The following is a 26177-nucleotide window of genomic DNA, read 5'->3' on the forward strand; positions in this document are numbered from 1 at the left end:
TTGAACCGGCCGCCTTCCTTGGATAACCTTCGATCCCCCGGGCTGGTGCCGGCCACACCGGACCCCACTGTCTGGAAGGGACGTCGGATGAGACCCACCCGCCTGCTCGCGTCCGTGACGCTGCTGGCCGCCCTGCTGCCCCCGGCCACGCCGGCCGCCGCCGCGCCCGCCGCCGGGGCCGCCCCCGCGCCCGCCGCCGCCTCGGGCGGCTTCTCGGTGCTCACCTACAACGTCGCCGGCCTGCCCGAGCCGCTGTCGGGCGGCAGCCCGGCGACCAACACCCGGCCCATCGGCGAGCGGGTCAACGCCTACGACATCGTGCACGTCCAGGAGGACTTCAACTACCACGCCGACCTGTACGCCACCGACCGGCACCCGTACCGCACCGCCACCAGCGGGGGCGTGCCCTTCGGCGACGGCCTCAACACGATGTCGAGCTACCCGGTGTCGGACTTCGTCCGGGTGCGCTGGGACGACTGCCACGGCACCGACTGCCTCACCCCGAAGGGCTTCAGCCGGTCCCGCATCCGGCTCGCCGAGGGCGTCTACGTGGACTTCTACGACGTGCACACCAACGCCGGCAGCGACGAGCCGGACCTGGCCGCCCGGCGGTCCAACATCGACCAGCTCTCCGCGTACGTGCAGGCGAACTCCGCCGGCAACGCGGTGATCGTGGCCGGCGACCTCAACGCCCGATACACCCGCACCGGCGACAACATCCGCGACCTCGTGGCCGCCAACGGCCTCACCGACGTGTGGGTGCAGCAGGAGCGCGGCGGGGTGCCCCCGGCCGCCGGCAGCCCGGCGCTGACCTGCGACCCGGCCAACGTCACCAACGCCTGCGAGGTCGTCGACAAGATCCTCTACCGGGGCAACCGGCTGATCGACCTCGACCTCGACCGCTACCGCAACGAGCACGCCGCGTTCCTCGACCCGGCCGGCGCGCCGCTGTCCGACCACTACCCGCACGCCGCCTGGTTCACCTGGACCCTCGCCGACGGGCTGCGCGCCAGCGACACCTGGGGCGGCCCGCACGGCACCCCGTTCACCGACCTCGACGCCGTCGGCCCCCGGGTCACCGCCGTCTCGCTGCGCGCCGGCTCCCGCCTCGACCAGATCGGCGTCCTCCTCGCCGACGGCGCGAGCCCCACCCACGGCGGCGCGGGCGGCACCCCGGCCACCCTGACCCTGGCCGACGGCGAGTACGTCGACCGGGTCACCCTCACCCAGGGCAAGAAGGACGGCCGGACCCGGATCTTCTCCGTCCGGCTCACCACCAACCTCGGCCGCGCCCTCGCCGGGGGCACCCCGACCGCCGACGCGGTGACCTTCACCGCCCCGCCCGGCGGCCGGCTCGCCGGGTTCTTCGGCCGCAGCGGCAGCGAGGTGGACCAGCTCGGCGTGCTCTGGAGTGTCGGGGCGGGCGGCTAGTCTTCGGAGCGTGGCAGACCCCTCGACCTACCGCCCCGCACCCGGCACCATCCCCGAGGCCCCGGGGGTCTACCGGTTCCGCGACGGCACCGGCCGGGTGATCTACGTCGGCAAGGCGAAGAACCTGCGCAGCAGGCTCAACTCCTACTTCGCCGACCTGTGGGGGCTGCACCAGCGCACCCAGCAGATGGTCACCACGGCCGAGTCGGTCGACTGGGTCACCGTGGGCACCGAGGTCGAGGCCCTCCAGCTCGAATACACCTGGATCAAGCAGTACGACCCCCGGTTCAACGTCCGCTACCGCGACGACAAGTCGTATCCGTACCTCGCCGTCACCCTCGACGAGGAGTTCCCCCGGCTCCAGGTGATGCGCGGGGCCAAACGCAAGGGCGTGCGCTACTTCGGGCCCTACTCGCACGCCTGGGCGATCCGCGAGACGCTCGACCTGCTGCTGCGGGTCTTCCCGGCGCGGACCTGCTCGGCCGGCGTGTTCAAGCGGGCCGGGCAGGTCGGCCGCCCCTGCCTGCTGGGCTACATCGGCAAGTGCTCCGCCCCCTGCGTCGGCAGCGTCACGGCCGAGGAGCACCGGGGGATCGTCGACGGCTTCTGCGAGTTCATGGCCGGGCGCACCGACACCATGGTCCGCCGGCTCGAACGCGAGATGACCGAGGCCAGCGAGGCGCTGGAGTTCGAGAAGGCCGCCCGGCTGCGCGACGACGTCGCGGCGCTGCGCCGCGCCATGGAGAAGCAGACCGTGGTGCTCGGCGACGGCACCGACGCCGACGTGGTCGCGTTCGCCGACGACCCCCTGGAGGCCGCCGTCCAGGTCTTCCACGTCCGCGACGGCCGGGTGCGCGGCCAGCGCGGCTGGGTGGTGGAGAAGACCGAGGAGCTGAGCGCCGGCGACCTGGTGCACCACTTCTGCACCCAGGTCTACGGCGGCGAGCAGGGCGAGGCCGACGTGCCCCGCGAGCTGCTGGTGCCCGCCCTGCCCGCCGACGCCGACGCGCTCGCCGACTGGCTGACCGGCCGCCGGGGCAGCCGGGTGTCGCTGCGGGTGCCGCGGCGCGGCGACAAGCGCTCCCTGCTGGAGACGGTGGAGCGCAACGCGAAGGACGCCCTGGCCCGGCACAAGCTCAAGCGCGGCAGCGACCTGACCACCCGCGGCCGGGCCCTCGACGAGATCAGCGACGCGCTGGGCATGCGCACGTCGCCGCTGCGCATCGAGTGTTACGACGTCTCCCAGATCCAGGGCACCGACGTGGTCGCCAGCATGGTCGTCTTCGAGGACGGCCTGCCCCGCAAGAGCGAATACCGCCGGTTCATCGTGCGGGGGGCCACCGACGACCTGTCCGCCATGTCGGAGGTGCTGCGCCGCCGCTTCGCCCGCTACCTGGAGGCCCGCGCCGAGACCGGCGAGCTGGGGGAGGAGACGGCCGCCGACCCCGACCGGCCGGGCATCGACCCGACGACGGGCCGGCCGCGCCGGTTCGCGTACCCGCCGCAGTTGGTCGTGGTCGACGGCGGCGCGCCGCAGGTCGCGGCGGCGGCCCAGGCCCTCGCGGAGCTGGGCGTCGACGACGTGGCGCTGTGCGGGCTGGCCAAGCGGCTGGAGGAGGTGTGGCTGCCCGACGACGAGTTCCCGGTCATCCTGCCGCGCACCTCCGAGGGGCTCTACCTGCTGCAACGGGTGCGCGACGAGGCGCACCGGTTCGCCATCACCTTCCACCGGCAGCGCCGCTCCAAGCGGATGACGGAGTCGGCGCTCGACTCGGTGCCCGGCCTCGGCGAGGTGCGGCGCAAGGCGCTGCTGCGCCACTTCGGCTCGCTCAAGCGGCTCGCGGCGGCCTCGACCGAGGAGATCACCGAGGTGCCCGGCGTCGGCCGGCGCACCGCCGAGGCGATCATCGCCGCCCTCAACCCCGCGGCGGACGCCCGGCCCGCCGCGGCCGACGGCAGTTAGCGTCCGGCGCAAATAATTGACGCTAATCTATGGCGTCGAGGGTGTTCGTGTGTCCATGATGTCGGCGGTACGGCCGTCCGCGCGTGCGCCCGACGCGTGACGGGCCGGGGCCGCGTCGCGCACGCCGTCTGGGGAGGCAACCATGACACCGGCAGGACGCCGCAGGACCTCCCTGCTCGGCAGCGTGGCCACAGCGACCCTGCTGGCCCTCACCGCGGCCGCCCCGGCGATCGCCGCCCCGGCCGAGGGCGAGGTCGTCGCCGTCAACGGCCCGGACGCCGTTCCCGGCTCCTACGTCGTCGTGCTGCGGGACGCCGCCGTCCCGGCCGACGCCGTGCCCGCCACCGCCCGCCGCCTCGCCACCCGGCAGGGCGGCCACGTCGGCCTGGTCTACCGGCACGCCCTGCGCGGCTTCGAGGCCCGGCTGTCCGAGCGGGGCGCCCGCCGGCTCGCCGCCGACCCGGCCGTGGCCTCGGTGACGCAGAACCGCACGGTGTCCGCGTCCGACGTGCAGACCCCGACCGCGTCCTGGGGCCTCGACCGGATCGACCAGCGCGCGCTGCCGCTCGACAACTCGTTCACCTACCCCCGCGCCACGGCGGCCGTGCGGGCCTACGTGATCGACTCGGGCATCAACCTCACCCACGGCGAGTTCGCCGGGCGGGCGGTGTCCGGCTGGGACTTCATGGACAACGACGCCGACGCCACCGACTGCCAGGGCCACGGCACCCACGTGGCCGGCACGCTCGGCGGGTCCACCTTCGGGGTGGCCAAGCACGTGCAACTGGTCGCCGTGCGCGTGCTGAGCTGCACCGGCGGCGCCTGGGCCTCGCAGGTCATCGCCGGGGTCGACTGGGTCACCGGCGACCACGACCCCGGCGAGCTGGCCGTGGCCAACATGAGCCTCGGCGGCGCGGCGTACGCGCCGATGGTCGAGGCCGTGCGTCGGTCCATCGCCGACGGCGTCACCTACGCGGTGGCCGCGGGCAACGAGAACGGCGCCGACGCCTGCACGACCACCCCGGCCTCCGTGCCGGAGGCGATCACCGTGGCCGCCACCGGGGCCAACGACGCGCGCGCCTCGTTCTCCAACATCGGCACCTGCGTGGACCTGTTCGCGCCGGGCGTCGACATCACCTCGGCCTACATCGGCGGCACCGCCACCACCCGCACGGCCTCCGGGACGTCGATGGCCAGCCCGCACGTCGCCGGGGCCGCCGCGCTGATCCTGGCCGAACACCCGACCTACACGCCGGCCCAGGTGACCCAGGCGCTCCTGGCCGACGCAGGCGTCGGGGTGGTGACCGACGCGGGCGTCGGCACGCCGAACCGGCTGCTGCACGTCGACCCCACCACCCCGGCCAACGACTTCACCCTGACCGCCACCCCGGCCAACGTCACCGTCACCGCCGGCGGCACGGTCACCACCACGATCGCCGGCAGCGTCACCAGGGGCGCGTCCCAGCCGGTCGCGCTGGCGGTCCGGGGCCTGCCGGCGGGCGTCACGGCCACGTTCCAGTCCGCCAGCATCTCCTCGAACGCCGGCACCACGCTCACGGTCGGCACCGCGTCGACGGCGCTGGCCGGCACGTACACCGTCACGGTGATCGGCACCGGGACCGCCGCGACCCGCGCGGTGGCCGTCCAGCTGCGCATCGACGACCCGGCCGCCTGCGTCCGCTCCGACGGCACCGACCGGGCGATCACCGACTCCCAGAACCTCTACGCCCCGATCACCGTCACCGGCTGCCCCGGCAACGCCGCCCGCAACAGCACGGTCGAGGTGCACATCGAGCACGCCGTGATCGGGGAGCTCGACGTGCGGCTGATCTCGCCCCGGGGCACCTGGTACTTCCTGATGGACCACACCGGCGGCGACAGCGACCGCATCGACTACACGTTCACCTACGACCTGTCGGCCGAGCCGGCGAACGGCACCTGGAACCTGTACGTCAGCGACAACCTGGCCCAGGGCACCGGGTTCCTCGACTCCTGGAAGATCAACGTGGCGGGCGCGGACCTGCCCGCGCCCGCGTGCGGCGGGGTCGCCACCGCCGACGTGCGGATCCCCGCCTCCGGCACGGTCGAGTCGCCGATCAGCGTCCCCGACTGCGGCCGGGCCCCGTCGACCACCAGCTACGTCGAGGTCAGCATCGCGCACCAGTACGGCCGCGACCTCCAGATCTCCCTCGTCGCGCCGGGCGGGCAGGTGGTCCTGCTCAAGGAGAGCCTCGTGGGGTCGTACAAGGCGAACGCCCGCGAGGCCTACATCGCCGACCTGTCGGGGAAGCCGACCCGTGGCACCTGGAAGCTGCGGGTCGAGAACGTCGCCGGCTACGAGGGCCTGATCGAGGGCTGGAAGCTGACCCTCTGACGGCGCTTCAACGATGGCTGTTAGTCGCCGTCGCCCCAGCACAGCCCGCCGATGCCGGCCGCACTGTGGAAGCCGGGGTGCCCGGTGACGTCCAGGCAGACCTCGCCGTCGGGGCCGATCCGGCCGCAGAACACCGGCTCGACGTGGTTCCAGGCGTCGGCCCTTGACAGCAGCGCGGCGCTCGCGGGCAGCTCGGGGCGCAGGATCGTCAGGCCCTCCGTGTAGACGACGGCCTGGTCGCGGGCCTCCCGCAGGTCGGGTGCCGGGTAGGACAGGTGCAGCGTCCACCGGCGGTGCGTCTCGTACGCCCCGGCGGGCGGCCGGTTGCGCCCCGCGCCCCGCTCGCGGTCCGTCGTGTAGCGGTTGACCAGGGAATTGACGTACGACGAGAGGGCGTCCGGCTTCGTCAGCGCGTGCGCGACGGCGGCCCGGACCCGCTCGGACACGTCGGCCCCGTCGAGCATGGCCGCCAGGTCACGGTGAAAGTCGGACTCGGGCCACCGCGACGCTTGATCGTCAGTCACTGTCATGTGCCTCTCCGTAGTGGGTGAGTAGCAAGAGACTGACCCATGGAGGCGCAAAACGCAACGTCGCACTTTTATCCGTAGGGTGCTTGATCCGGGGTAGCTCTCAGGTGAGAATCGGTTACCCCCAGTGGAGGTGGTGTGGAGATGGCGCAGGTGCCGAGTCCGACGATCAGGGCCCGTCGTCTGCGATGCGAGCTGCGTCGCCTGCGGGACCGCACCGGGCGCACCGCCGAGGATGTGGCCAAGCTCCTGGGCTGGCACCGCACCAAGATCATCCGCTTCGAACTCGGGCACTCCCGGGTGATGCCCAAGGACCTGCCGCCGTTGCTCGACCTCTACGACGCCTCCGAGGAGGAACGGGAGTCGCTGACCGCGCTGCTGCGGCAGTCGCGCCAGAAGGGCTGGTGGAGCGCGTACGGCGACGTGCTGCCGGACGACTACGTCGGCTTCGAGGCGGAGGCGACGTCGATCAGCGCGTTCGAGAGCCTGTACGTGCCCGGCCTGTTGCAGACGGAGGAGTACGTCCGCGCGATCGTCAAGGCGGGGCGCAGCACCGCCGACCAGGACGAGACCGACCGGCGTGTGGCGGCTCGGCTCGGCCGCAAGACCCTGTTGTCGAGAGATGCGCCGCCGAGGTTGTGGATGGTTCTTGACGAAGCGGCCGTGCGTCGCGTCGTGGGTGGACCGAAGGTTATGCAAGCCCAGATTGCTCGCCTCATCGAAGCGTGCGGGCTGCCCACCGTAGAGATCCAGATCCTGCCCTTCGCCGCTGGGGCACATGCAGCGATGGGCGGCCCGTTTACCCTGCTTGACTACTCCGATCCGATCTTGGACCCCACCGTCGTCTATCTCGACAACGACTCCAGCACGCTTCTCTTGGAAGAGGAGAGACACGTCGCCCGATATAGACTCATGTTCGATCACCTCATGGCCAAGGCGCTCGACCCTGACGAGTCGGCCGACTTCCTGGCTCGGGTGGCTGATGAGTATTGACTTCACCTGAGGGGCTTCACGATGACCGCTCCGGACGTTCACGCGGGGAAGTGGCGCAAGAGCAGCCGGAGCAGCGCGAGCGGTTCCAACTGCGTCGAGGTAGCCGACTTCTCTGACGCGTTGGCGGTGCGGGACTCCAAGGACCCTGGTGGCCCTGCACTCCGCTTCGACCGGGGCGCTTGGTCGTCGTTCGTCGTCGGTCTGCGGCGCGGCCTGCGCGGCTGATCCCTCGCCGAGTCGGTCGTCGCCCCGATGCCGGCGGCATCACCCACGCCCGGTTAGATGACCGGATGGCGGTGAGCATCGACATCGAAGCCCTGCGGGACGCGGCCGGTCCCGTGGCCTGCGCAGCGGCGGACACGTTGCGGGCAGCCGGTCAGCCGGCGGAGTTCGCGCCGGCCGGCGGGGGAGCATCCGGCGTGATCAGGGAGGCCGGGCAGCCGCCGTACGAGGTCTGGGTGGGCGTCACGGCGGACGGCTTCACCGCCGAGTGTGACTGCCCGGACGGCGCTGGGCTGTGCGCGCACGCGGTGGCCCTCACCCTCGTCGCCCTGGCGGACGACCTGCCGTGGTCCTCGGCGGCCACCCCGCCGTCGGTCCTGAGCATCGACACCAGGGTCGCCGAGCTGGCGGAGGTCGCGCGCGGCATCCCCGCGCGTCGGCTCACGATGCTGGTCGCCGAGTGGGCGGCCACGGATCGCGTGCTGGAGAGCGCGCTGTTGGCGCGCGCCGGCCGGCTCGCGCCCCCGAGCGCCGCCGAACTCGACGATCTCCGTCGCACGATCGACGGCCTGGCCAACGAGGCGACCGACGACCGGTACTGGGATCTGCACGACGTGGAGAAGGCCGGCCGGGCGATCGTCGAGGAGATCGAGGTGCTCGCCCAACGGCCGCCGACCCCGGAGGCGCTGCTGGTGGTCGAGGAGGCCGCCCGCGCCTGGGACCGCATCGTCCCGCCGCTGCTGGACGCCCGGGAGACGTACGAGGAGGAAGTGGCCGAGATCGGCGGCGCGCTACGGGCGGTCCACGTCCAGCTCTGCGAGCAGGTGCAGCCGGACCCCGACGAACTCGCCGCCCGGCTGAGGGAGATCATCGAGGCGGCCGAGGTCGACTCCTGCCTCGACGAGCCGTGGGACTACCTCGCCGTGCTCGGCCGCCAACGCGTCAAGGCGTTGCGGCAGCTCCACTGACGACCGCCGCGCCCGACGCCGACGCTGCTGCCGCCGCGCGTGCTTGTTAGGAAGGGCCCCCTGTGCAACAAAATGCGTTAACAGGGGGCCCTTCCTTGCGCTAGGCCCAGGGGGCGAGCGGGTACCAGGGGATGATCTCGCGGCGGGCGAGCAGCCGGACGTCCCAGTAGAGGAACGTGAACGCGCCGGCGACGATGAACGCGACCGCCGTCAGCACCGCCAGCCGGCTCGGCCGCTCGGCGAACCACCGTTGCAGGCGGGAGCCGGCGAGCCAGGCCAGCAGCAGGAACAGCACCGCCATGATGACGATGTTGCCGAGGGACTGGAGCGTGAACGCCGCCGCACCGTACAACGGGTTTCCGCTCTCGGCGGCGTCGCGGAACATCTGCCGGAACAGCGGGAAGGGCCGCCCGATCAGGAAGCCGGCGATCAGCGCGCCCATGAACACCATGGGCGCGTTGGGGAACCGGCGGGCGATGCGGGCGAACGGGTCCGCGACGATGCCGAGCGAGGCCAGGCCGAGGTAGACCATCACCAGGCCGATCAGGCCGAAGACGACCATCGACTGGATGCTGCGCGGCGACAGGCCGCCGGGCGTGGTCGGGGCCGTGGAGAACTGCGGCATGGCGGTGCCGACGAGGCCGACGATCGCACCGTACGTCGCCGACACCGTGATCATTCCGACCGACATCCAGCCCAGCGGCTTCAGCGGCTGGGCGAACCGGTGCAGGCGGCTCCCGGCCGCGGTGCCGGTGAGCGGGGCGATGGCGCCGAAGGCGGCGATGTTGCAGGCGGTGAACGTGCCCGCGATGCCGGAGACGAAGGCGAACACGATGCCCGCCGCGATGCCCTGGATGGGTGTCTCCTTGGCGTCGTGGCCCAGCAGCGTGTTGGCGACGTTGTCGCCGATGGTCTGGTCCACGAACTCGGCCGACCAGACCACGGTCAGCAGGAAGCCGCCGAGCACACTGAGCAGGACGATCAGTGCCCGTCGCCGGGGAAAGTGCCCGTTGACGAAGGTGGACGTTCCCGCGCCTGCGCTGTCGGGCCGGAGGTCCACGGGGGATCGGGACGAACGATGGGTCTGCGTCACGCTGCGCTCCTCATGCCGAGGGGGACGAGACCCCGGCGGGGGCGCGTCGGCGACGCCGACGACGACGCCCGGACCGGGAGGCCGGCACCGCCGGCCGGGTGGACACCGCCCGCCACCGATATTCATCGAGTAGGGTCAATGTCCAACCGCAGTATGGCGTCGGGTCGACCGACCGACTTCTTCGATCGTGCCCAATCCTGCCCACCGCCCGCCTCCCGCCCCGTCGGGGTTCTTGGACAGTTCCTGTCCGAAGGGCAACGTGCCCGGCTTGCCCGGCTTCTTGTAATGCAGGGCCACCCCGAGCCAGCGCAGTGGGACACGGAACGTGTGATCGGCGCCGGAGCCGTCCAGGACGAACAGCTCGAACACCCCCCGGTCCACCCGCACGTGCAGGTTCCCGTAATCGAACGTCAGCGGCTCCCTGTCCACGCCCATGGAGAGAGGTGACCCAGTTGGCCCGGCAGCTTCCTGGGCCTCACCGGCGCCCGTTTTGGTCCTCAGAGGAGCACCGCCCCCGCCGCGGCCGTCGCCGCCAGCACGACGACCGCCAGGACGTTGAACGTCACATCCTGCCGCTGCGAGCGTTGCTCGGCCGCGCGGTCCAAGGTGAAGTCGGCCGGATCAGCGGGTGTGTAGTTGACCGTGACGTCGCGACCGTACGAGTTGGCGGGGTCCGCGAGATGCGACGTGCAGTGGGTGGTGACCACTACGCCCTCGCGCGTGGTGAACGACACGACAGGGGTGATGGTGGTCCGGGTGTGGCCGTCGTCCTGGTCGACGCTGACGTCCTTCAGGACCGCGACGACCCGCCCCTGCACGGTGTCCATCGCGGCCAGCCTGGCGAGGCGGTCGTTCTTGGCGCGTACGGTCCCGGGCAGGTGAGCGGCGGCGAAGACCGCCCAGGGCCCGCCGAAGCCGATCAGCGCCCACGGCCACCCCCGGTCGAACGCGGCGAGGGCCACCAGCCCGACATAGACCAGAAAGAGTGCGAAACCAGGCCAGAACAGCCCACGACCGGGCTCCTCGGGAGTGTTGGAGAACCGGTAGTCGTGCGGTCTGCCCCGCAGGTGGCTGACCCCGATCTCCCGGCCCTCCCACGCTGCGGTGATCATCTCGCCGCGCTCGCCGTCGTTCGTCACGGTGACCTCTCGACCGGAGGCCGGGTCACGGTAGGAGACGACCACCGATATCCCGCCTTTGCGGGACCCGCCGTGCCGGGGCTCCCGCACCCGCTCGATCCGCCCCGTGAGCCGCACCGTCCGCTGCGCCTTGGTCACCCCGGCCAGCGACATGCCGTAACCCGCCAGCGCCACCACACCCCACACCGCACACCACAGGACCAGAAACTCTTCCCACCCCATGCGCGACTCCCCACCTCACCCAGGCACGGTCAACCGCCGCTGCGCCGCAGCACCCTGCCCTGCCCGTCCGCCTCCAGCACTCCCGTGCCCCCGTCGCCGGTCACCACGACCCTGAGCGTGAGCGAGCCGGTGACGCCGTCGACGGCCAGCTGCCAGCCCCGCGGGGAGCCGACGCCGGCCCCGGCCTTCTGGACCAGACCGGGGACGCGATCGTAGGGCAGGGAACGCGGGTCGAACCCGGCGGTCTCCACGCCGGCGGGGGCGAAGACGACCGTCAGCGAACGATCCTGCACGACGACGGTCAGAGCCCGGCGCGTGTTCGCACCCCGCGTCAACGACTCGATGGCCCTACGTAGCTCGCCCTCGTCGAGCATCGACTGGCCCGGCCCCAGGTTGACGGTGCCCGTCGCCGACGTCACGACGGTCGTGGACGACGAGGCGGAGATGGCCGGTCTGCGGAAGGGGCCGCTCTCGCCCTCCTCTGCGTCGACGTCGAACAGGTCGGCCCGGAACAGCAGGAGCACGGCGGCCACGCCGAGCAGCAGGCCGAACAGCGTCAGGAGACCGTCGGCGCAGCCCGCCGGGGAATCGCTCTTCATGGCCGGACCGGGCGCAGAGTCCACGCGGGTCGTGGCCGCCCGCTCCTCCCATTCCGGCGTCGGCCGCTTCACGATCCGCGTCTTCCATGGCCGGTCCGGCGGATACTCCACCACCACGATCCCGCCCACCCGGTAGTCGGGAAGCTCGACGAGGTTGATGTCCTGCCTCACCTCGACACGGAACGCGGGCGCGTCGTCCGGCGCGACGGACAGCTCGAAGCGCACCGGCACATCGCTCGTCTCACCCCCGACGGCCTTGAGACTCTCGACCACTGCGAGTGCCGTGCGCGGCACGACCGCCGCCTCCCGGGCACGACGCGGCAGCGTGAAGAGGAAGAAGAGGAGCCCGTAGACCGCGGGCAGGAGTAGCCCCAGGATGGCCAGCTGTGCGCTTTCGACGACGCACCCGCTGATGAAGGCGGTCAGCGACGCCCCGATCACCGAGCCCGTCAGGAACCCCCTGGCGAGAACGGCGGGCGCATTGTGCGTGGGCGGTTTGCCCACGGTGCTCGTCATGCGGTCGATTGTGCACGTCACGAGCGACAGCCCACAGCAGCCGGCAACCTTGACCGAGGACATGACGGTCACCACCGGATGTGAGTCAGAGCCGGAGACGCCACCCTCCCTCGGGGGCCCGCAAGTGCAAGATCGGCAGGGCAGGTTTGGCGGGGCAGGCGGGCGGCGGGAGGGCGGGGGAGCGCGGGGAGGGAGCGAGGGGTGGAGCGGCGGGGACGGGCGGCGGGGTGGTTGCCGGATCCTGAGGGGCGGGCGGGATAGAGTTCTAGGTCGGCCACCGCGGTCAGGTCGGCCGTGCGTCATCCGTGGGGAGTGGGCAGTGAACGAGGCGCGGACGCCCGAGGTTCCGGCCGGCGACGGCCCGACAGCGGCGGCGGGGGCGGCCACGGACACGCTGCCCGTGGCCGCGGCGGCGGCGCGGCCGGCGACGGAGGCAGAGGCGGAGACCACCCTGGTGGTGGTGACCGGCGTGTCCGGCGGCGGGCGCAGCACGGTGGCCCGGGCGTTGGAGAACGTCGGCTACTACGTCGTCGACAACCTGCCCCAGGCGCTCATGCTCGACATGGCCGAGCTGGCCGTCAAGGCCGGCGGCGCGGCCCGGCGCACGGCGATGGTGCTGGACGTGCGCTCCCGCGCCTTCTCCACGGACCTGGCCGGGGCGATCCGGGAGCTGAAGGACCGGGGCTTCTCCCCGCGCGTGGTCTTCGTCGACGCCGACGACGAGGTGCTGATCCGCCGGTTCGAGAGCGTCCGGCGCTCGCACCCGTTGCAGGGCGACGGGCGGCTGGCCGACGGCATCGCCGTGGAGCGGGGCCTGCTGGAGGAGGCCCGCGACCAGGCCGACGTGATCATCGACACCAGCCACCTGAACGTCAACCAGCTGCGCCGCCGGATCGAGGAGCTGTTCGGCGGCGAGGACGCCCGCCGGCTGCGGATCACCGTGCTCTCCTTCGGCTTCAAGTACGGCCTCCCGCCGGACGCCGACTTCGTCCTCGACGCCCGGTTCCTGCCGAACCCGTACTGGGTGCCCGAGCTGCGGGAGCACACCGGGCGGGAGGGGGCGGTCAGCGCGTACGTGCTGGGTCAGGAGGGCGCGGACGCCTTCGTCGGGACGTACGCGGACCTGGTCAACGCCACCACCGCCGGTTTCGAGCGGGAGGGCAAGCGGTACCTGACCGTGGCGGTCGGCTGCACCGGCGGCAAGCACCGCAGCGTGGCCATCGCCGAGGAGCTGGCCGCCCGGCTGCGCCACGCCGGGCTGGCGGCCAACGCGCAACACCGCGACCTGGGACGGGAATGACGCCGCCGGCGGAGCCCCCGGGAGCGGGCGGCGGGCGGGGCGACGGGCGGCGTACCCGGGTGGTCGCCTTCGGCGGCGGGCACGGCCTGTCGGTGTCCCTGCGGGCGCTGCGCCGGTGCGTGCCGGAGCTGGACCTGGACATCACCGCCGTGGTCACCGTCGGCGACGACGGCGGCTCCAGCGGCCGGCTGCGCGCCCGCCGGGGCGGCCTGCCCCCGGGCGACCTGCGGCAGGCGCTGGTGGCCCTCGCCGGGGACCACCCGGCCACCCGGCGCACCGCCGGGCTGTTCCAGCACCGCTTCGCCGACACCCCCGGCGACCCGGCCGACACCGACGACGGGCTGGCCGGGCACGCCGTGGGCAACCTGGTGCTCTGCGGGCTGATCGAGCTGCTCGGCGACCCGGTGGCCGCCCTGGAGCACGCCGGGGCGATGCTCGGCGCGGTGGGCCGGGTGCTGCCGATGTCCCGCCAGCCGGTCGGCATCGAGGCCCGGGTGCGCGGCGCCGACCCGGCGTACCCCGACGAGGTGCGCAGGGTGCGCGGCCAGCACCAGGTGGCGGTGACCGGGGGACGGGTGGAGTCGCTGCGGCTGACCCCGACGACCCCGGCGGCCTGCGCGGAGGCGGTGGCGGCGACGGCCGAGGCCGACTGGTTGATCTTCGGGCCGGGTAGCTGGTACACCAGCGTGCTGCCGCACCTGCTGGTGCCGGGGCTGGCGGCGGCGATCGTGGCGAGCCCGGCCCGTCGGCTGGTCACGCTCAACCTCGCGGCGGAGAAGGAGACCCTCGGGCTCTCCCTCGCCGACCACCTGGCCACCCTGCGGCACTATCTGCCCGAGCTGGCGGTGGACCTGGTGCTGGCGGACTCCAAGGCGGTGGGCGATCCCGCGCCGGTCGAACGTGCGGCAGAATCGCTGGGTGCCCGGCTGGTCCTCGCCCCGGTCGCCGTCACCGACGGCGAACCCCGTCACGATCCGGCCGCCTTGGGTGCCGCCCTGGTGCCTGTCCTGGGCGCCGATCGTTAAGCACGTACGTAATCTCCGGCGACACGCCGGAACCGGTCCGTGAGGGGGCGCACAATGGCGATGACGGCTGCGGTCAAGGACGAGCTGAGCCGGGTCGACGTGCCCAAGCCCTGCTGCCGGCGGGCGGAGATGGCGGCGCTGCTGCGCTTCGCCGGCGGGCTGCACATCGTCTCCGGCCGGGTGGTGGTCGAGGCCGAGTTGGACACCGGGGCGGTGGCCCGGCGGCTGCGCCGGGAGATCGCGGAGGTCTACGGCTACTCCAGCGAGATCCACGTGCTCGCCTCCGGCGGGCTGCGCAAGGGCAGCCACTTCATCGTCCGGGTGGTCAAGGACGGCGAGGCCCTGGCCCGGCAGACCGGGCTGCTGGACGTGCGGGGCCGCCCGGTGCGGGGCCTGCCGCCGCACGTGGTGGCCGCGAACGTCTGCTGCGCGGTCTCCGCGTGGCGGGGGGCGTTCATGGCGCACGGCTCGCTGACGGAGCCCGGCCGCTCCAGCGCGCTGGAGATCACCTGCCCGGGCCCGGAGTCGGCGCTGGCGCTGGTCGGCGCGGCCCGGCGCATCGGCATCACCGCGAAGAACCGCGAGGTGCGCGGGGTGGACCGGGTGGTGGTCAAGGACGGTGACGCCATCGCGGCGCTGCTCACCCGCATAGGAGCACACTCCAGCGTGCTGGCCTGGGAGGAGCGCCGGGTGCGCCGCGAGGTGCGGGCCACCGCCAACCGGCTGGCCAACTTCGACGACGCCAACCTGCGCCGCTCGGCGCGGGCGGCCGTGGCCGCCGCCGCCCGGGTGACGCGGGCGCTGGAGATCCTCGCCGAGGACGCGCCGAACCATCTCACCTCCGCCGGCCGGCTGCGCCTGGAGCACCGGCAGGCGTCCCTGGAGGAGCTGGGGGCGCTCGCCGACCCGCCGCTGACCAAGGACGCGATCGCCGGCCGGATCCGCCGGTTGCTGGCCCTGGCCGACAAGCGGGCCCGTGACCTGGGCATCCCGGATACGGAAGCGGCCGTCACGCCCGACATGCTCGTGGTCTGATAGGACGGTGGCGGTGGGCGGGCGGCGGGCCCGTCCCGCCGCGCGTCGACCGGAGCGCGCGCCGGCCCCGGGAGCGCGCAGCGGATCACCACCCGGCGCACCGCGCCGCCACGCGCTCGGATAGGGTCGTTGCGTACGGCAAGGGGGCCGGCACCGGCACTCTCGCCGTGCACACCGCCTCGGGCGGTCAGGTTCTCTCGGGCCGCGGCGGGGTGGCCGACACGAACTGTCAACGGCCGACTCCAACGGTCGGCGCACACCACTTCGCCGGTCCGATTCCACGCCGGCGGATAAGAACGCGAGGAGATGGGACCTGTGACCATCCGGGTTGGCATCAACGGCTTCGGCCGCATCGGCCGTAACTTCTTCCGGGCCGTGCTGGCGTCCGGCGCGGACATCGAGGTCGTGGCCGTCAACGACCTGACCGACAACGCGACGCTCGCCCACCTGCTCAAGTACGACAGCATCCTGGGTCGCCTCCCGCACGAGGTCAAGGCGACGGCCGACGAGATCACCGTCGGCGGCAAGACCATCAAGGCGTTCGCCGAGCGCGACCCGGCGAAGCTGGCGTGGGGCGAGGTCGGGGCCGACGTGGTCATCGAGTCGACCGGCTTCTTCACCGACGGCACCAAGGCGAAGGCGCACGTCGACGGCGGGGCCAAGAAGGTCATCATCTCCGCCCCGGCGAAGAACGAGGACGTCACGGTCGTCATGGGCGTCAACCACGACCAGTACGACCCGGCCAAGCACACGATCATCTCGAACGCCTCCTGCACCACCAACTGCCTGGCCCCGATGGCGAAGGTGCTGCACGACACGTTCGGCATCACCAAGGGTCTGATGACCACCATCCACGCGTACACCCAGGACCAGAACCTCCAGGACGCGCCGCACAAGGACCTGCGCCGCGCCCGGGCCGCCGCGCTGAACATCGTCCCGACCTCCACGGGCGCCGCGAAGGCCATCGGCCTGGTGCTGCCGGAGCTGAAGGGCAAGCTCGACGGGTACGCGCTGCGGGTGCCGATCCCCACCGGCTCGGCCACCGACCTCACCGTCGAGGTGGGCCGGGAGACCTCGGTCGACGAGGTCAACGCCGCGCTGAAGGCCGCCGCCGAGGGCCCGCTCAAGGGCGTCCTGGTCTACAACGAGGACCCGATCGTCTCCGCCGACATCGTCACCGACCCGGCGTCGTGCATCTTCGACGCGCCGCTGACCAAGGTCATCGGCAACCAGGTCAAGGTCGTCGGCTGGTACGACAACGAGTGGGGCTACTCGAACCGCCTGGTGGACCTGGTCAAGCTGGTGGGTCAGTCGCTGTGACCATCCGCAACCTCGACGACCTGCTCGCCGAGGGGGTGTCGGGTCGGCGCGTGCTCGTGCGCGCCGACCTGAACGTCCCGCTCGACAAGCAGACCGGCGCGATCACCGACGACGGCCGCATCCGCGCGGTGCTGCCGACGTTGACCGCCCTGACCGGGGCGGGCGCGAAGGTCGTGGTCTTCTCGCACCTGGGCCGCCCGAAGGGCGCGCCCGACCCGCAGTTCAGCCTGCGTCCGGTCGCGGCCCGCCTCGGCGAGCTGCTCGGCGCGCAGGTGCGGTTCGCCGAGGACACCGTCGGCGAGTCCGCCCGGTCCACGGTCGAGGCGCTCGCCGACGGCGAGGTCGCGCTGCTGGAGAACCTGCGCTTCAACAAGGGCGAGACCAGCAAGGACGAGGCGGAGCGGGGCGCGTTCGCCGACCAGCTCGCCGCCCTCGGCGAGGCGTACGTCGACGACGCGTTCGGCGCGGTGCACCGCAAGCACGCCAGCGTCTTCGACGTGCCGGCCCGGCTGCCGCACGTCGCGGGCCGCCTGGTGCTGCGCGAGGTGGAGGTGCTGGCCAAGCTCACCGGCGAGCCGGAGCGCCCGTACGTGGTGGTGCTCGGCGGCTCGAAGGTCTCCGACAAGCTCGCGGTGATCGAGGCGCTGCTGCCGAAGGTCGACCGGCTGCTCATCGGCGGCGGGATGTGCTTCACGTTCCTCAAGGCCCAGGGCCACGAGGTGGGCACCTCGCTGCTGGAGGAGGAGATGGTCGAGACCTGCCGCAACCTCCTGGAGCGGGCCGACGGCAAGATCCTGCTCCCGGTCGACGTGGTGGCGGCGGACGCCTTCGCCCCCGACGCGGCGCACGACACGGTCCGCGCCGACGCCATCCCGAGTCACCGGCTCGGGCTGGACATCGGCCCGGAGACGGTGGCCGGCTTCGCCGCCGCGCTCGCCGACGCGAAGACGATCTTCTGGAACGGCCCGATGGGCGTGTTCGAGATGGCGGCGTTCGCGAACGGCACCCGGGGCGTGGCCGAGGCGATCACCAAGGCCGACGCGTTCAGCGTGGTCGGCGGCGGCGACAGCGCGGCGGCGGTCCGTGCCCTCGGGCTGGACGAGTCGTCGTTCGGGCACATCTCCACCGGCGGCGGCGCGTCGCTGGAATACCTGGAGGGCAAGACCCTCCCCGGCATCGCGGCGCTGGAGGACTGATGGCGGCGATCACCCGCCGGCCGCTGATGGCTGGCAACTGGAAGATGAACCTCAACCACCTCGAGGCCAACCTGCTGGTGCAGAAGCTGGCCGCGAGCCTCACCGCGCAGCAGCTCACCGACGTCGAGTGCGTCGTGCTGCCGCCCTTCACCGACCTGCGCACCGTGCAGACCGCGATCGAGGGCGACAAGCTGCTCATCGGCTACGGCGGGCAGGACCTGTCGCCGTACCCGTCGGGGGCGTACACCGGGGACATCTCCGGGGCGATGCTGGCGAAGCTCGGCTGCACCTACGTGGTGGTCGGCCACTCCGAGCGGCGGCAGTACCACCACGAGGACGACGCGCTGGTCAACGACAAGGTGACCGCCGCGCTGGCCCACGGGCTCACCCCGATCCTGTGCATCGGCGAGGGCCTGGAGGTGCGCGAGCAGCTGCGGCACGTGCCGCACTGCTGCGACCAGCTCGACGGCGCGCTGCGGGGGCTCACCCCGGAGCAGGTCACCAAGGTCGTCGTGGCGTACGAGCCGGTGTGGGCGATCGGGACGGGCAAGACCGCCACCCCGGAGGACGCCCAGGAGGTGTGCGGTGAGGTGCGCAAGCGCCTCGTCGAGACCTACGACCAGGCGACCGCCGACCAGGTGCGCATCCTCTACGGCGGGTCGGTGAAGTCCTCGAACGTGGCCTCGATCATGGCCCAGCCGGACGTGGACGGGGCCCTGGTGGGCGGCGCGAGCCTCGACGGCGAGGAATTCGCCAAGATCTGCCGGTTCCCGGAGCACATCAGCCGCTGAAGGCTCGCTATCCTTGACTCCGCCCGTCCACCGGCCGGTGCCGCAGTGCCCGACCTGTCCGGGCGAGGATCGCTACGAGAGGACTGACCCCAGCCATGCCGATCTGGTTCGCATACACGTTGATCGTGTTGCTGACGATCACGAGCATCATGCTCACCATGCTGATCCTGCTGCACCGCGGCAAGGGCGGCGGTATGTCGAGCATGTTCGGCGGCGGGGTCAGCTCCAGCCTTGCCGGCTCCTCCGTGGCCGAGAAGAACCTCGACCGCTACACGGTCCTGGTGGGCATCGTCTGGTTCGCCTGCATCGTCGGGCTGGGGCTCTGGTTGCGCCTCCAGGTCGGCAGCGGCAGCGGGGCCTGAGAGCGAGCCCGCCGAGTCGTACAATCTGCGCGCGGTCCGTCACCGACGGACCGCGCGCAGTTGTTTCTGTGCTGCACCGCGTCGCCGCCGCCCGCCTGCGCGGCGGTCCCCTCCGACGACAGGAGCGAGCAGCGTGACGAGTGGCAACGTCATCCGGGGCACCCGGGTCGGGTCGGGGCCGGAACGCCTCGGCGAGCGGCACGTGCCGGCCCCGCGCCGGCCGGTCAGCTACTGGTGCCGCAACGACCACCGGGTCGACGTGCCCATCGCGGCCGACGCGGCGCCGCCGACGCTGTGGGACTGCCCGCGCTGCGGGCTCCCCGCCGGCCAGGACCCGGCGGACCCGCCGGGCCGGGCCCGTCCCGAGCCCTACAAGACCCACCTGGCGTACGTGAAGGAGCGGCGCACCCCCGAGCAGGGGGAGGCGCTGCTGGCGGAGGCCCTGGCCGCCCTGCGCCGCCGCAGGGGTGGCTCCTGAGCGGGGCTCCCGCCGCGCCCGGCCGGTTGCCGGGCCGGGAGCGTTAAGAAGGGCCCCCTGCTATGCGGAAAGCGTTAACAGGGGGCCCTTCCTTACGCCTCAGCGGAGGCTGCGCAGGCGCGGCGGAACCTCGGCCGCCGCCGCCCGGTCCAGCAGCCACAGGGTGCGGCTGACGCCCTGCGCCCCGGCCGCCGGGAGCTGCACCGGGCCGGCCCCGGCCAGCGCCATGCCCACCGCGCGGGCCTTGTCCGCGCCGCTGGCGACCAGCCAGACCTCCTCGGCCGTGTTGATCGTCGGCAGGGTCAGCGTGGTGCGCACCGGCGGCGGCTTGGGGCTGCCCCGCACGGCGCTCACCGGCCGCGTGTCGTGGTGCACCGGGTGCTCGGGGAAGACCGACGCGACGTGCCCGTCCTCGCCCACCCCCAGCATCAGCACGTCGAAGTGGGGGAGCGCGGCGTGCCCCGGGCGGGCCGCGCGGGCCAGCTCGGCCGCGTATTCGGCCGCCCCGGCCTCCGGGTCGTCGCCGGTCGGGCCGTCGGATGCGGGCATCGGGTGCACCCGCGCCGGGTCCAGCGGCAGCCCGTCCAGCAGCGCCGCGCGGGCCTGCGTCTCGTTGCGCTCCGGGTCGCCGGCGGGCAGGAACCGCTCGTCGCCCCACCAGACGTCGACGCGGGACCAGTCGACCGCGTCCCGGGCCGGCAGCACGGCCACCGCGCGGTAGACGGCCGCGGCGATCCGCCCGCCGGTCAGCACCATCGACGCCTGGCCCCGCTCGGCCTGCGCGTCGAGCAGCCTCACCACCAGCCGGGCCGCCACCGCCTGCGCCAGCAGGTCGGCATCGGCGTGCACGGCGACACTCGCCTCACTCATCTATGTGCCTTCGCCTCCCGACCGCCCTCGCGGTCCGTCGTGCCCTCGGGCCACCCGGCCCTCCGTCGCGTCGGCGGCGGCCCAGGGCCGACCGCCGTGGTCGGCCCGGGCCACCCCGTCACTCGTTGGTGCTCGTGCCGGCGTGGGCGCTGATCCCCGCCTCGGCCCGCTTCGCCGTCGCCGGGTCCTTCCAGACGTGCACCCGCTGGGCGGGTCGCTGCTGCAACCCCCGGAGGCCGGCCATCGCCCCCAGCGCCTCGGCGTAGACCTGGTCGGCGTCCAGCCGGCGCAGCTCCTCGGCCAGCTCGTCGCCGAGCGGCCGGCGGGTCAGCGGCAACTGCCGGTCGTCCTGCCCGGTGCGCCGGAAGGTCGCCACGCTGTCGTCCCGGGTGAGGGTCAGCTCGTCGCCGTTGGCGCAGCTGAGCTGCACCTCGCGCATCCTGGGCGCGTCCGGCGCGGGCTCCCAGCGCGGGGCGATGCCGAGCCGGCTGGTCAGCCAGCCGCACATCAGCGCCGCCGTCGGGTCGGTCGGCGGGGCCACCACCCGGGCCTCGGTCACCCGCGCCTCGGTGGTGTCGAACGCCCCGGCGACCAGCGTGCGCCACGGGGTGATCCGGGTCCACGCCAGGTCCGTGTCGCCCGGCGCGTAGTCGCGGGCCCGCTGGCGCAGCGCCGCGATCGGGTCGTCGGCCTGCGCCGAGTCGGTGATCCGCCGGTCGGCGACGACGCCCAGGAAGTCCGTCGCGATCTCGGCCGGCGGCTCGCCGTGCCACCACGTCACCACGGGCACGTCCGGCACCAGCAGCGGCATCACCACCGACTCGGCGTGCAGCGCCAGCCGGCCGTACATCCGGGTGACCACGGCCTCGCACGGGCCGAGCCGCCCGCCGACGACGATCTCCGCGTCGAGGCGGTTGCGGTCCCGCTCGATGTCGGAGCGGACCACCACGAGCAGCCGGCACGGGTGGGCGGCGGCGGCGATGGTCGCCGCCGCCTCCGCCTCGCGGACCCGCTTCTCGTCGACCACCACGATCAGGGTGAGCGCCATGCCGCTGGCCACCCCGCCCGCGCTGCGCCGCTCGGCGGCGAGCGCCTTGACCACCTCGTTGCCGGTGGTGTCCCACAGCCCGATCAATGGAGCCTCCTGGTCTGCTCGCTGTGCTCGCTCACGCTCTGCGCCACGCCCGACCCTCGCGGGCCAGCATCTCGTCGGCGGCGCGCGGACCCCACTCGCCGGACCGGTACGGCTCCGGCTTCGTGCCCTCCCAGGCGTGCTCCAGCGGGTCCACCACCGCCCAGCTCTGCTCGACCTCGGCGGCGTCCGGGAAGAGGGTACGGTCGCCGATCAGCACGTCCAGCACCAGCCGCTCGTACGCCTCGGGGCTGGACTCGGTGAACGCCTCGCCGTACTGGAAGTCCATCGCGATGTCGCGGACCTCCATCGTGGTGCCCGGCACCTTCGAGCCGAACTTGAGCACCACGCCCTCGTCGGGCTGCACCCGGATGACGAGCTGGTTGGGGCCGAGGGACTCCATGTCGGCCTGGTTGAACGGCAGGTGCGGGGCCTTCTTGAACATGATGGCGACCTCGGTGACCCGCCGGGGCAGCCGCTTGCCGGCCCGGATGTAGAACGGCACCCCGGCCCAGCGCCGGTTCTGGATGCCCAGCTCCACCGCCACGTACGTCTCGGTGGTCGAGTCGGCCGGCACGCCGTCCTCGTCGAGGTAGCCGACGGCCCGCTGGCCGCCCACCCAGCCGGGCAGGTACTGGCCGCGCACAGTGCCCCGCGAGACGTCCTTCGGCAGGGTGATCGCCTTGAGCACCTTCAGCTTCTCGGCGCGGATCTCGTCGGCGTCGAAGCTGGTCGGCTCCTCCATCGCGACCAGCGCGAGGAGCTGGAGCAGGTGGTTCTGGAGCACGTCGCGGGCCGTGCCGACCGAGTCGTAGAAGCCCGCCCGGCTGCCGATGCCGACGTCCTCGGCCATGGTGATCTGCACGGAGTCGACGTACTTGGAGTTCCACAGCGGCTCGAACAGGCTGTTGGCGAACCGCAGGGCCAGGATGTTCTGGACGGTCTCCTTGCCCAGGTAGTGGTCGATCCGGAAGACGTCCTGCCGGGTGAAGACGTCGTCGACGAGGTCGTTGAGCTCCTTGGCCGACGGCAGGTCGTGCCCGAACGGCTTCTCCACCACCACCCGACGCCAGCCGCCGCACTTCTCGTTGTCGGCCATCCCGGTGCGGGCGAGCTGCTTGAGCACCACGGGGAACGCCGCCGGGGGGATCGAGAAGTAGAACGCCGCGTTGCCGTGGATGCCGTGGCTCTCGCGCAGGTTGTTCAGGGTCTGGGCGAGCTTGTCGAAGGCGGCGTCGTCGTCGAACGAGCCGCCGACGAACTTGATGTTGCCGGCCAGCCGGCCCCAGACCTCCTCCCGCCACGGTGTCCGGGCGTGCTCCTTCGCCGCGTCGTGGGCCAGCGACTCGAAGTCGCCGTCGCACCAGTCGCGCCGGGCGAAGCCCAGCACCACGAAGCCGGGCGGCAGCAGCCCCCGGTTCGCCAGGTCGTAGACCGCCGGCAGCAGCTTCTTCCGCGCCAGGTCACCGGTCACCCCGAAGATCACCAGAGCGCAGGGCTCCGGGATCCGCGGCAGCCGCCGGTCCTGCGGGTCGCGCAGCGGGTTCACCGGATCACCTCCGGACCCACCAGGGTCACCTCGGTCCGCGACTGCGGGGCTCGCAAGACCGGCCCACTCCTCGCACGCACGGTGCCTCCTAGCTCCGCTGGTTCCACATCGTCCATCGTCACGCTCACAGTTGCCGGGCCGCGGCGAGCAGCTGGGCCACCCCCGCCGACCGGTCGGTCAGGTGCAGCCGCAGCACCGGGCGGCCCCGGCGGGCCAGGGCCCACCGATCGCCGGCGGCCTGGGCGGCCTGGAGCCTCCCGAGGGAGTACGGCTTTCCGGGCACCGGCAGATCATCCCCGACCGTACCGGTCAACTGAAGGAAACTCCCTACCTGTGGACCACCCTTGTGGTACTGGCCGGTGGCGTGCAGGTAGCGCGGCCCCCAACCGAACGTCACCGGCCGGGCGGTCGCCCCGGCGAGCAGCGGCCGCAGGCCGGTGACCTCGGCGTCGCCGAGCCGATCGAGATAGGCCAGGACCGCCAGGTATCCGCTGGCGTCGATGCCGTCGACCAGGTGCCGCAGCGCGCCGGCCAGGTCGGCCGGGCCGCCTGCCGGGGCGTACACCTCGATCGCGCCCTCGGTCGACGACGGCGGCCGGGCCGGCGTGGCCGAGGCGAGGCACCGCTCGACCTGCTCCCGGCCCGCGGCGGCGTCCGGCTGGTCGAACGGGTCCACCCCGAGCACCGCCCCCGCGATCGCCGTGGCGTACTGCCAGGTGAGGAACTGCGCGCCCAGCGGGCCGTTGACCGCCACGTCCGGGGCGCGGCCCCCGCCGGGCACCGCGCCGGGGGAGAGCGACCCGCCGTAGCTGACGGCGAGCACGTCGGGCCCCGCGCCGCCGGGGGCGGCGGGGGACTCCAGCACCACCGGCAGGAGGCCCCGCCCCGCCTTGCCGGTCGACCCGGCGAGGAGCTGCTCGATCCAGTCGCCGAGCCCGTCGAGCCCCGTGCCGTCGGGCACGAGGGCCACCGTGTCCCGGCCGCCGGTGGCCGCCGCGCCGAGGGCGGCGCCGAGCGCCAGCCCCGGGTTGTCGACGTCGCGGCCCAGCGCCCCGGTGAGCGCGCCGGCCTGCTCCAGCAGCTCGTCGACGGCCACGCCGGCCAGCGCCGCCGGCACCAGCCCGAACGCGGTCAGCGCCGCGTACGGGCCGCCCACCCGCGGGTCGGCGGGCACGGTGACCGCGCCCAGCCCGGCGGCCACCGCCTCCAGCGGGGAACCCGGGTCGGTGACCACCACGAAGTGCCGGCCCGCCTCCGCCGCGGTCAGCCCGGAGTCCAGGAACGCCTGCCGGTAGACCCGCCAGTGGCCGTCGGTCTCCACGGATCCGCCGGCCAGCACCACCACCGTGCGGTCGAGGCGGTCGGCCAGCGCCCGGCGGACCTGGCCCGCGTCGGTGGTGTCGAGCACGGTCAGCGGCCGGCCCAGGGCCCGGGTGACGGCCTCGGCGGCCAGCGTGGAGCCGCCCGTCCCGGCCGCCACCACGTGGTCGAGGTCGCCCAGCTCGGCCGCCAGCTCGGCGAGCTGGGGCAGCAGCTCGACGCCGCGGCGGTGGGCGTCCAGCCAGCCGAGCCGGGTCCGCGCCGTCGCCTCGGCCGCCGGCCCCCACAGCGTCGGGTCCTGCGCCGCCAGCCGCGCCGGCACGCCCCCGGCGACGAGGGCCTGCCGGACGGGCGCGGACCGGTCGACCCGGTCCGCGCCGTGCACGGCCAGCCCGGCGGACGCGTCCGCCGGGCTGGCCGTCGGCGCGTCGCTCACGTCGCCACCCCGGCCCACCACCGGTCCGCCGGGGGCGGGCCGACGGGGTGACCCGGGGGCGACGGGTCGACGGCGCGGGACGCCGCGGGGCGGTGCCCCGGGGCGTCGCCACGACCGTCTGTCACGCGTTGCCACCCACCTGCTGTGCCTTGTCCGCGTTGCCCTGGGCGGCCTGGCCGGGCCGCCCGGTGCCCTGGCCCGCCGCGGCGAGCGACTTGCGCACCCCGTCGAGCAGCTCCTGCCAGCTCGCCTCGAACTTCTCCACGCCCTCGCGCTCCAGGACGCCGATCACGTCGGACATGTCGACGCCGACCGACCCCAGGTCGGTGAAGACCTGGCGGGCCGCGTCGTACGCGCCGGTGACGGTGTCCCCGCGCGTCTCGCCGTGGTCGGCGTACGCGTGGATCACCGACTCCGGCATCGTGTTGACCGTGCCGGGGGCGATCAGCTCCTCGACGTAGATGACGTCCCGGTAGTCCGGGTTCTTCGTCGAGGTGGACGCCCACAGCGGGCGCTGCGGGTGCGCCCCGGCGTCGGCGAGGGCCTGCCACCGGTCGGAGGAGAACACCTCGCTGTAGCGCTCGTAGGCGAGCTGGGCGTTGGCCACGGCGGCCTTGCCGCGCAGCGCCTTCGCCTGCTCGGAGCCGATCTTCTCCAGCCGCTTGTCGACCTCGCTGTCGACCCGGGAGACGAAGAACGACGCCACCGAGCCGATCTTCGACAGGTCGTGGCCGTTGGCCTTCGCCTGCTCCAGGCCGGCGAGGAACGCCTCCATCACCTGCGAGTAGCGGTCCAGGCCGAAGATCAGCGTGACGTTGACGCTGATCCCCTCGGCCAGGGTCGCGGTGATCGCCGGCAGGCCCGCCTCGGTGGCCGGGATCTTGATGTAGAGGTTGGGCCGGTCGACCAGCCACCACAGGGCCTTGGCCTCGGCGACCGTCTTCTCCGTCTCGTGCGCCAGCCGCGGGTCCACCTCGATGGAGACCCGGCCGTCGACGCCCTGGCTGCCGTCGTACGACGGGCGCATCACGTCGCACGCCCACCGCACGTCGTACGTGGTGAGCATGCGCACCGCCTCCTCCACCTCCACCCCACGGGTGGCGAGGTCGCGCAGCTGCCCGTCGTAGGTGTCGGCGTCGGCGAGCGCCTTCGCGAAGATCGTCGGGTTGGTGGTCACCCCGGCCACGTGCTGCTCCCGGCGGAGCTGGTCCAGCCCGCCGGAGCTCAGCCGCACCCGGGAGAGGTCGTCGAGCCAGACCGCCACCCCGGCGGCGGTGAGTTCGCTGAGCCTGTCCGTCATGTCGTCCTCGCTCCCC

25 protein-coding genes are annotated in these 26177 nt (G+C 73.2%); 14 read left to right on the forward strand and 11 right to left on the reverse strand.

Features of this window, described 5'->3' with window-relative positions; translation table 11 throughout:
* Positions 1–87: 87 nt before the first annotated feature.
* From HDA31_RS07840 to HDA31_RS07850, 3 genes are all read left to right on the forward strand, one after another.
* The gene (locus HDA31_RS07840) at positions 88–1431 is read left to right on the forward strand and encodes a jacalin-like lectin (RefSeq protein ID WP_178065774.1); all 1344 of its coding nucleotides are present in this window, start codon (positions 88–90) and stop codon (positions 1429–1431) included.
* A gap of 10 nt (positions 1432–1441) precedes the next feature.
* Positions 1442–3394: an excinuclease ABC subunit UvrC gene (gene uvrC, locus HDA31_RS07845; protein ID WP_178065773.1), complete on the forward strand. Its 1953-nt coding sequence runs from the start codon at positions 1442–1444 to the stop codon at positions 3392–3394.
* 142 nt (positions 3395–3536) lie between these two features.
* Entirely contained in the window at positions 3537–5768 is a 2232-nt protein-coding gene (locus tag HDA31_RS07850) for a S8 family serine peptidase (RefSeq protein ID WP_178065772.1), read from the forward strand.
* A gap of 20 nt (positions 5769–5788) precedes the next feature.
* On the opposite strand, the gene HDA31_RS07855 is transcribed toward HDA31_RS07850, so the two are convergent.
* Positions 5789–6298 carry a hypothetical protein gene (locus HDA31_RS07855; RefSeq protein WP_221486583.1) on the reverse strand — a complete coding sequence of 170 codons (510 nt, stop codon included), beginning with the start codon at positions 6296–6298 and terminating at the stop codon, positions 5789–5791.
* A gap of 141 nt (positions 6299–6439) precedes the next feature.
* Between HDA31_RS07855 and HDA31_RS07860 the strand changes: the two genes are divergently transcribed.
* The 3 genes from HDA31_RS07860 (at position 6440) to HDA31_RS07870 (ending at position 8478) form a co-directional block, all read left to right on the forward strand.
* Positions 6440–7288, forward strand: coding sequence for a helix-turn-helix domain-containing protein (locus tag HDA31_RS07860; protein WP_178067649.1), 849 nt, complete (start codon positions 6440–6442; stop codon positions 7286–7288).
* Between the two features lie 21 nt (positions 7289–7309).
* Positions 7310–7513 carry a DUF397 domain-containing protein gene (locus HDA31_RS07865; RefSeq protein ID WP_178065770.1) on the forward strand — a complete coding sequence of 68 codons (204 nt, stop codon included), beginning with the start codon at positions 7310–7312 and terminating at the stop codon, positions 7511–7513.
* Between the two features lie 65 nt (positions 7514–7578).
* Entirely contained in the window at positions 7579–8478 is a 900-nt protein-coding gene (locus HDA31_RS07870) for an SWIM zinc finger family protein (protein ID WP_178065769.1), read from the forward strand.
* A gap of 100 nt (positions 8479–8578) precedes the next feature.
* On the opposite strand, the gene HDA31_RS07875 is transcribed toward HDA31_RS07870, so the two are convergent.
* The 4 genes from HDA31_RS07875 to HDA31_RS07890 form a co-directional block, all read right to left on the reverse strand.
* Entirely contained in the window at positions 8579–9571 is a 993-nt protein-coding gene (locus HDA31_RS07875; protein WP_178065768.1) for a hypothetical protein, read from the reverse strand.
* Positions 9572–9706: 135 nt separating this feature from the next.
* Positions 9707–10006 (reverse strand): hypothetical protein, encoded by a 300-nt coding sequence (locus HDA31_RS07880; RefSeq protein WP_178065767.1) that lies wholly within the window; start codon positions 10004–10006, stop codon positions 9707–9709.
* Positions 10007–10068: 62 nt separating this feature from the next.
* On the reverse strand, positions 10069–10932 hold the full coding sequence (locus tag HDA31_RS07885) for a DUF3592 domain-containing protein (RefSeq protein WP_178065766.1): 864 nt from the start codon (positions 10930–10932) through the stop codon (positions 10069–10071).
* A gap of 29 nt (positions 10933–10961) precedes the next feature.
* Positions 10962–12047, reverse strand: coding sequence for a hypothetical protein (locus tag HDA31_RS07890; RefSeq protein ID WP_178065765.1), 1086 nt, complete (start codon positions 12045–12047; stop codon positions 10962–10964).
* 394 nt (positions 12048–12441) lie between these two features.
* Here HDA31_RS07890 and rapZ point away from each other — a divergent pair, with 394 nt between their 5' ends.
* The 8 genes from rapZ (at position 12442) to HDA31_RS07930 (ending at position 19554) form a co-directional block, all read left to right on the forward strand.
* A complete protein-coding gene (rapZ, locus tag HDA31_RS07895) occupies positions 12442–13347 on the forward strand; it encodes an RNase adapter RapZ (RefSeq protein ID WP_178067647.1) in 906 nt (301 codons plus the stop codon).
* Positions 13344–14372, forward strand: a complete 1029-nt coding sequence (locus HDA31_RS07900) for a gluconeogenesis factor YvcK family protein (RefSeq protein WP_074474345.1) — start codon at positions 13344–13346, stop codon at positions 14370–14372. The genes rapZ and HDA31_RS07900 overlap by 4 nt, the downstream gene beginning before the upstream one ends.
* Positions 14373–14426: 54 nt before the next feature.
* Entirely contained in the window at positions 14427–15407 is a 981-nt protein-coding gene (gene whiA / locus HDA31_RS07905; RefSeq protein WP_074474344.1) for a DNA-binding protein WhiA, read from the forward strand.
* A gap of 315 nt (positions 15408–15722) precedes the next feature.
* The gene (gap, locus tag HDA31_RS07910) at positions 15723–16727 is read left to right on the forward strand and encodes a type I glyceraldehyde-3-phosphate dehydrogenase (protein ID WP_043967506.1); all 1005 of its coding nucleotides are present in this window, start codon (positions 15723–15725) and stop codon (positions 16725–16727) included.
* Positions 16724–17923 carry a phosphoglycerate kinase gene (locus HDA31_RS07915; RefSeq protein WP_074474343.1) on the forward strand — a complete coding sequence of 400 codons (1200 nt, stop codon included), beginning with the start codon at positions 16724–16726 and terminating at the stop codon, positions 17921–17923. The genes gap and HDA31_RS07915 overlap by 4 nt, the downstream gene beginning before the upstream one ends.
* Positions 17923–18714, forward strand: coding sequence for a triose-phosphate isomerase (tpiA, locus tag HDA31_RS07920; protein WP_074474342.1), 792 nt, complete (start codon positions 17923–17925; stop codon positions 18712–18714). The genes HDA31_RS07915 and tpiA overlap by 1 nt, the downstream gene beginning before the upstream one ends.
* A 95-nt stretch (positions 18715–18809) precedes the next feature.
* Complete coding sequence (gene secG, locus HDA31_RS07925) at positions 18810–19076, forward strand: preprotein translocase subunit SecG (RefSeq protein ID WP_043967510.1); 267 nt, start codon at positions 18810–18812, stop codon at positions 19074–19076.
* Between the two features lie 133 nt (positions 19077–19209).
* Entirely contained in the window at positions 19210–19554 is a 345-nt protein-coding gene (locus HDA31_RS07930) for an RNA polymerase-binding protein RbpA (protein WP_178065764.1), read from the forward strand.
* Between the two features lie 99 nt (positions 19555–19653).
* On the opposite strand, the gene pgl is transcribed toward HDA31_RS07930, so the two are convergent.
* The 6 genes from pgl to tal all read right to left on the reverse strand — a co-directional run bounded on the left by pgl (position 19654) and on the right by tal (position 26161).
* Positions 19654–20424: a 6-phosphogluconolactonase gene (gene pgl / locus HDA31_RS07935; protein WP_074474340.1), complete on the reverse strand. Its 771-nt coding sequence runs from the start codon at positions 20422–20424 to the stop codon at positions 19654–19656.
* A 118-nt stretch (positions 20425–20542) separates the two neighbouring features.
* Positions 20543–21559 carry a glucose-6-phosphate dehydrogenase assembly protein OpcA gene (locus tag HDA31_RS07940; RefSeq protein ID WP_178065763.1) on the reverse strand — a complete coding sequence of 339 codons (1017 nt, stop codon included), beginning with the start codon at positions 21557–21559 and terminating at the stop codon, positions 20543–20545.
* Between the two features lie 31 nt (positions 21560–21590).
* Positions 21591–23105 (reverse strand): glucose-6-phosphate dehydrogenase, encoded by a 1515-nt coding sequence (gene zwf, locus HDA31_RS07945; RefSeq protein ID WP_074474338.1) that lies wholly within the window; start codon positions 23103–23105, stop codon positions 21591–21593.
* A 124-nt stretch (positions 23106–23229) separates the two neighbouring features.
* Positions 23230–24861, reverse strand: coding sequence for a glucose-6-phosphate isomerase (locus HDA31_RS07950; RefSeq protein WP_178065762.1), 1632 nt, complete (start codon positions 24859–24861; stop codon positions 23230–23232).
* Complete coding sequence (locus tag HDA31_RS32040) at positions 24858–24986, reverse strand: hypothetical protein (RefSeq protein ID WP_260422022.1); 129 nt, start codon at positions 24984–24986, stop codon at positions 24858–24860. The genes HDA31_RS07950 and HDA31_RS32040 overlap by 4 nt, the downstream gene beginning before the upstream one ends.
* Positions 24983–26161 carry a transaldolase gene (gene tal, locus HDA31_RS07955; protein WP_178065761.1) on the reverse strand — a complete coding sequence of 393 codons (1179 nt, stop codon included), beginning with the start codon at positions 26159–26161 and terminating at the stop codon, positions 24983–24985. Before tal ends, HDA31_RS32040 begins: the two co-directional genes overlap by 4 nt.
* Between the last annotated feature and the right edge of the window lie 16 nt (positions 26162–26177).

Origin of the sequence: Micromonospora carbonacea, from assembly GCF_014205165.1 — a bacterium.
GTDB classification, from domain to species: Bacteria; Actinomycetota; Actinomycetes; order Mycobacteriales; family Micromonosporaceae; genus Micromonospora; species Micromonospora carbonacea.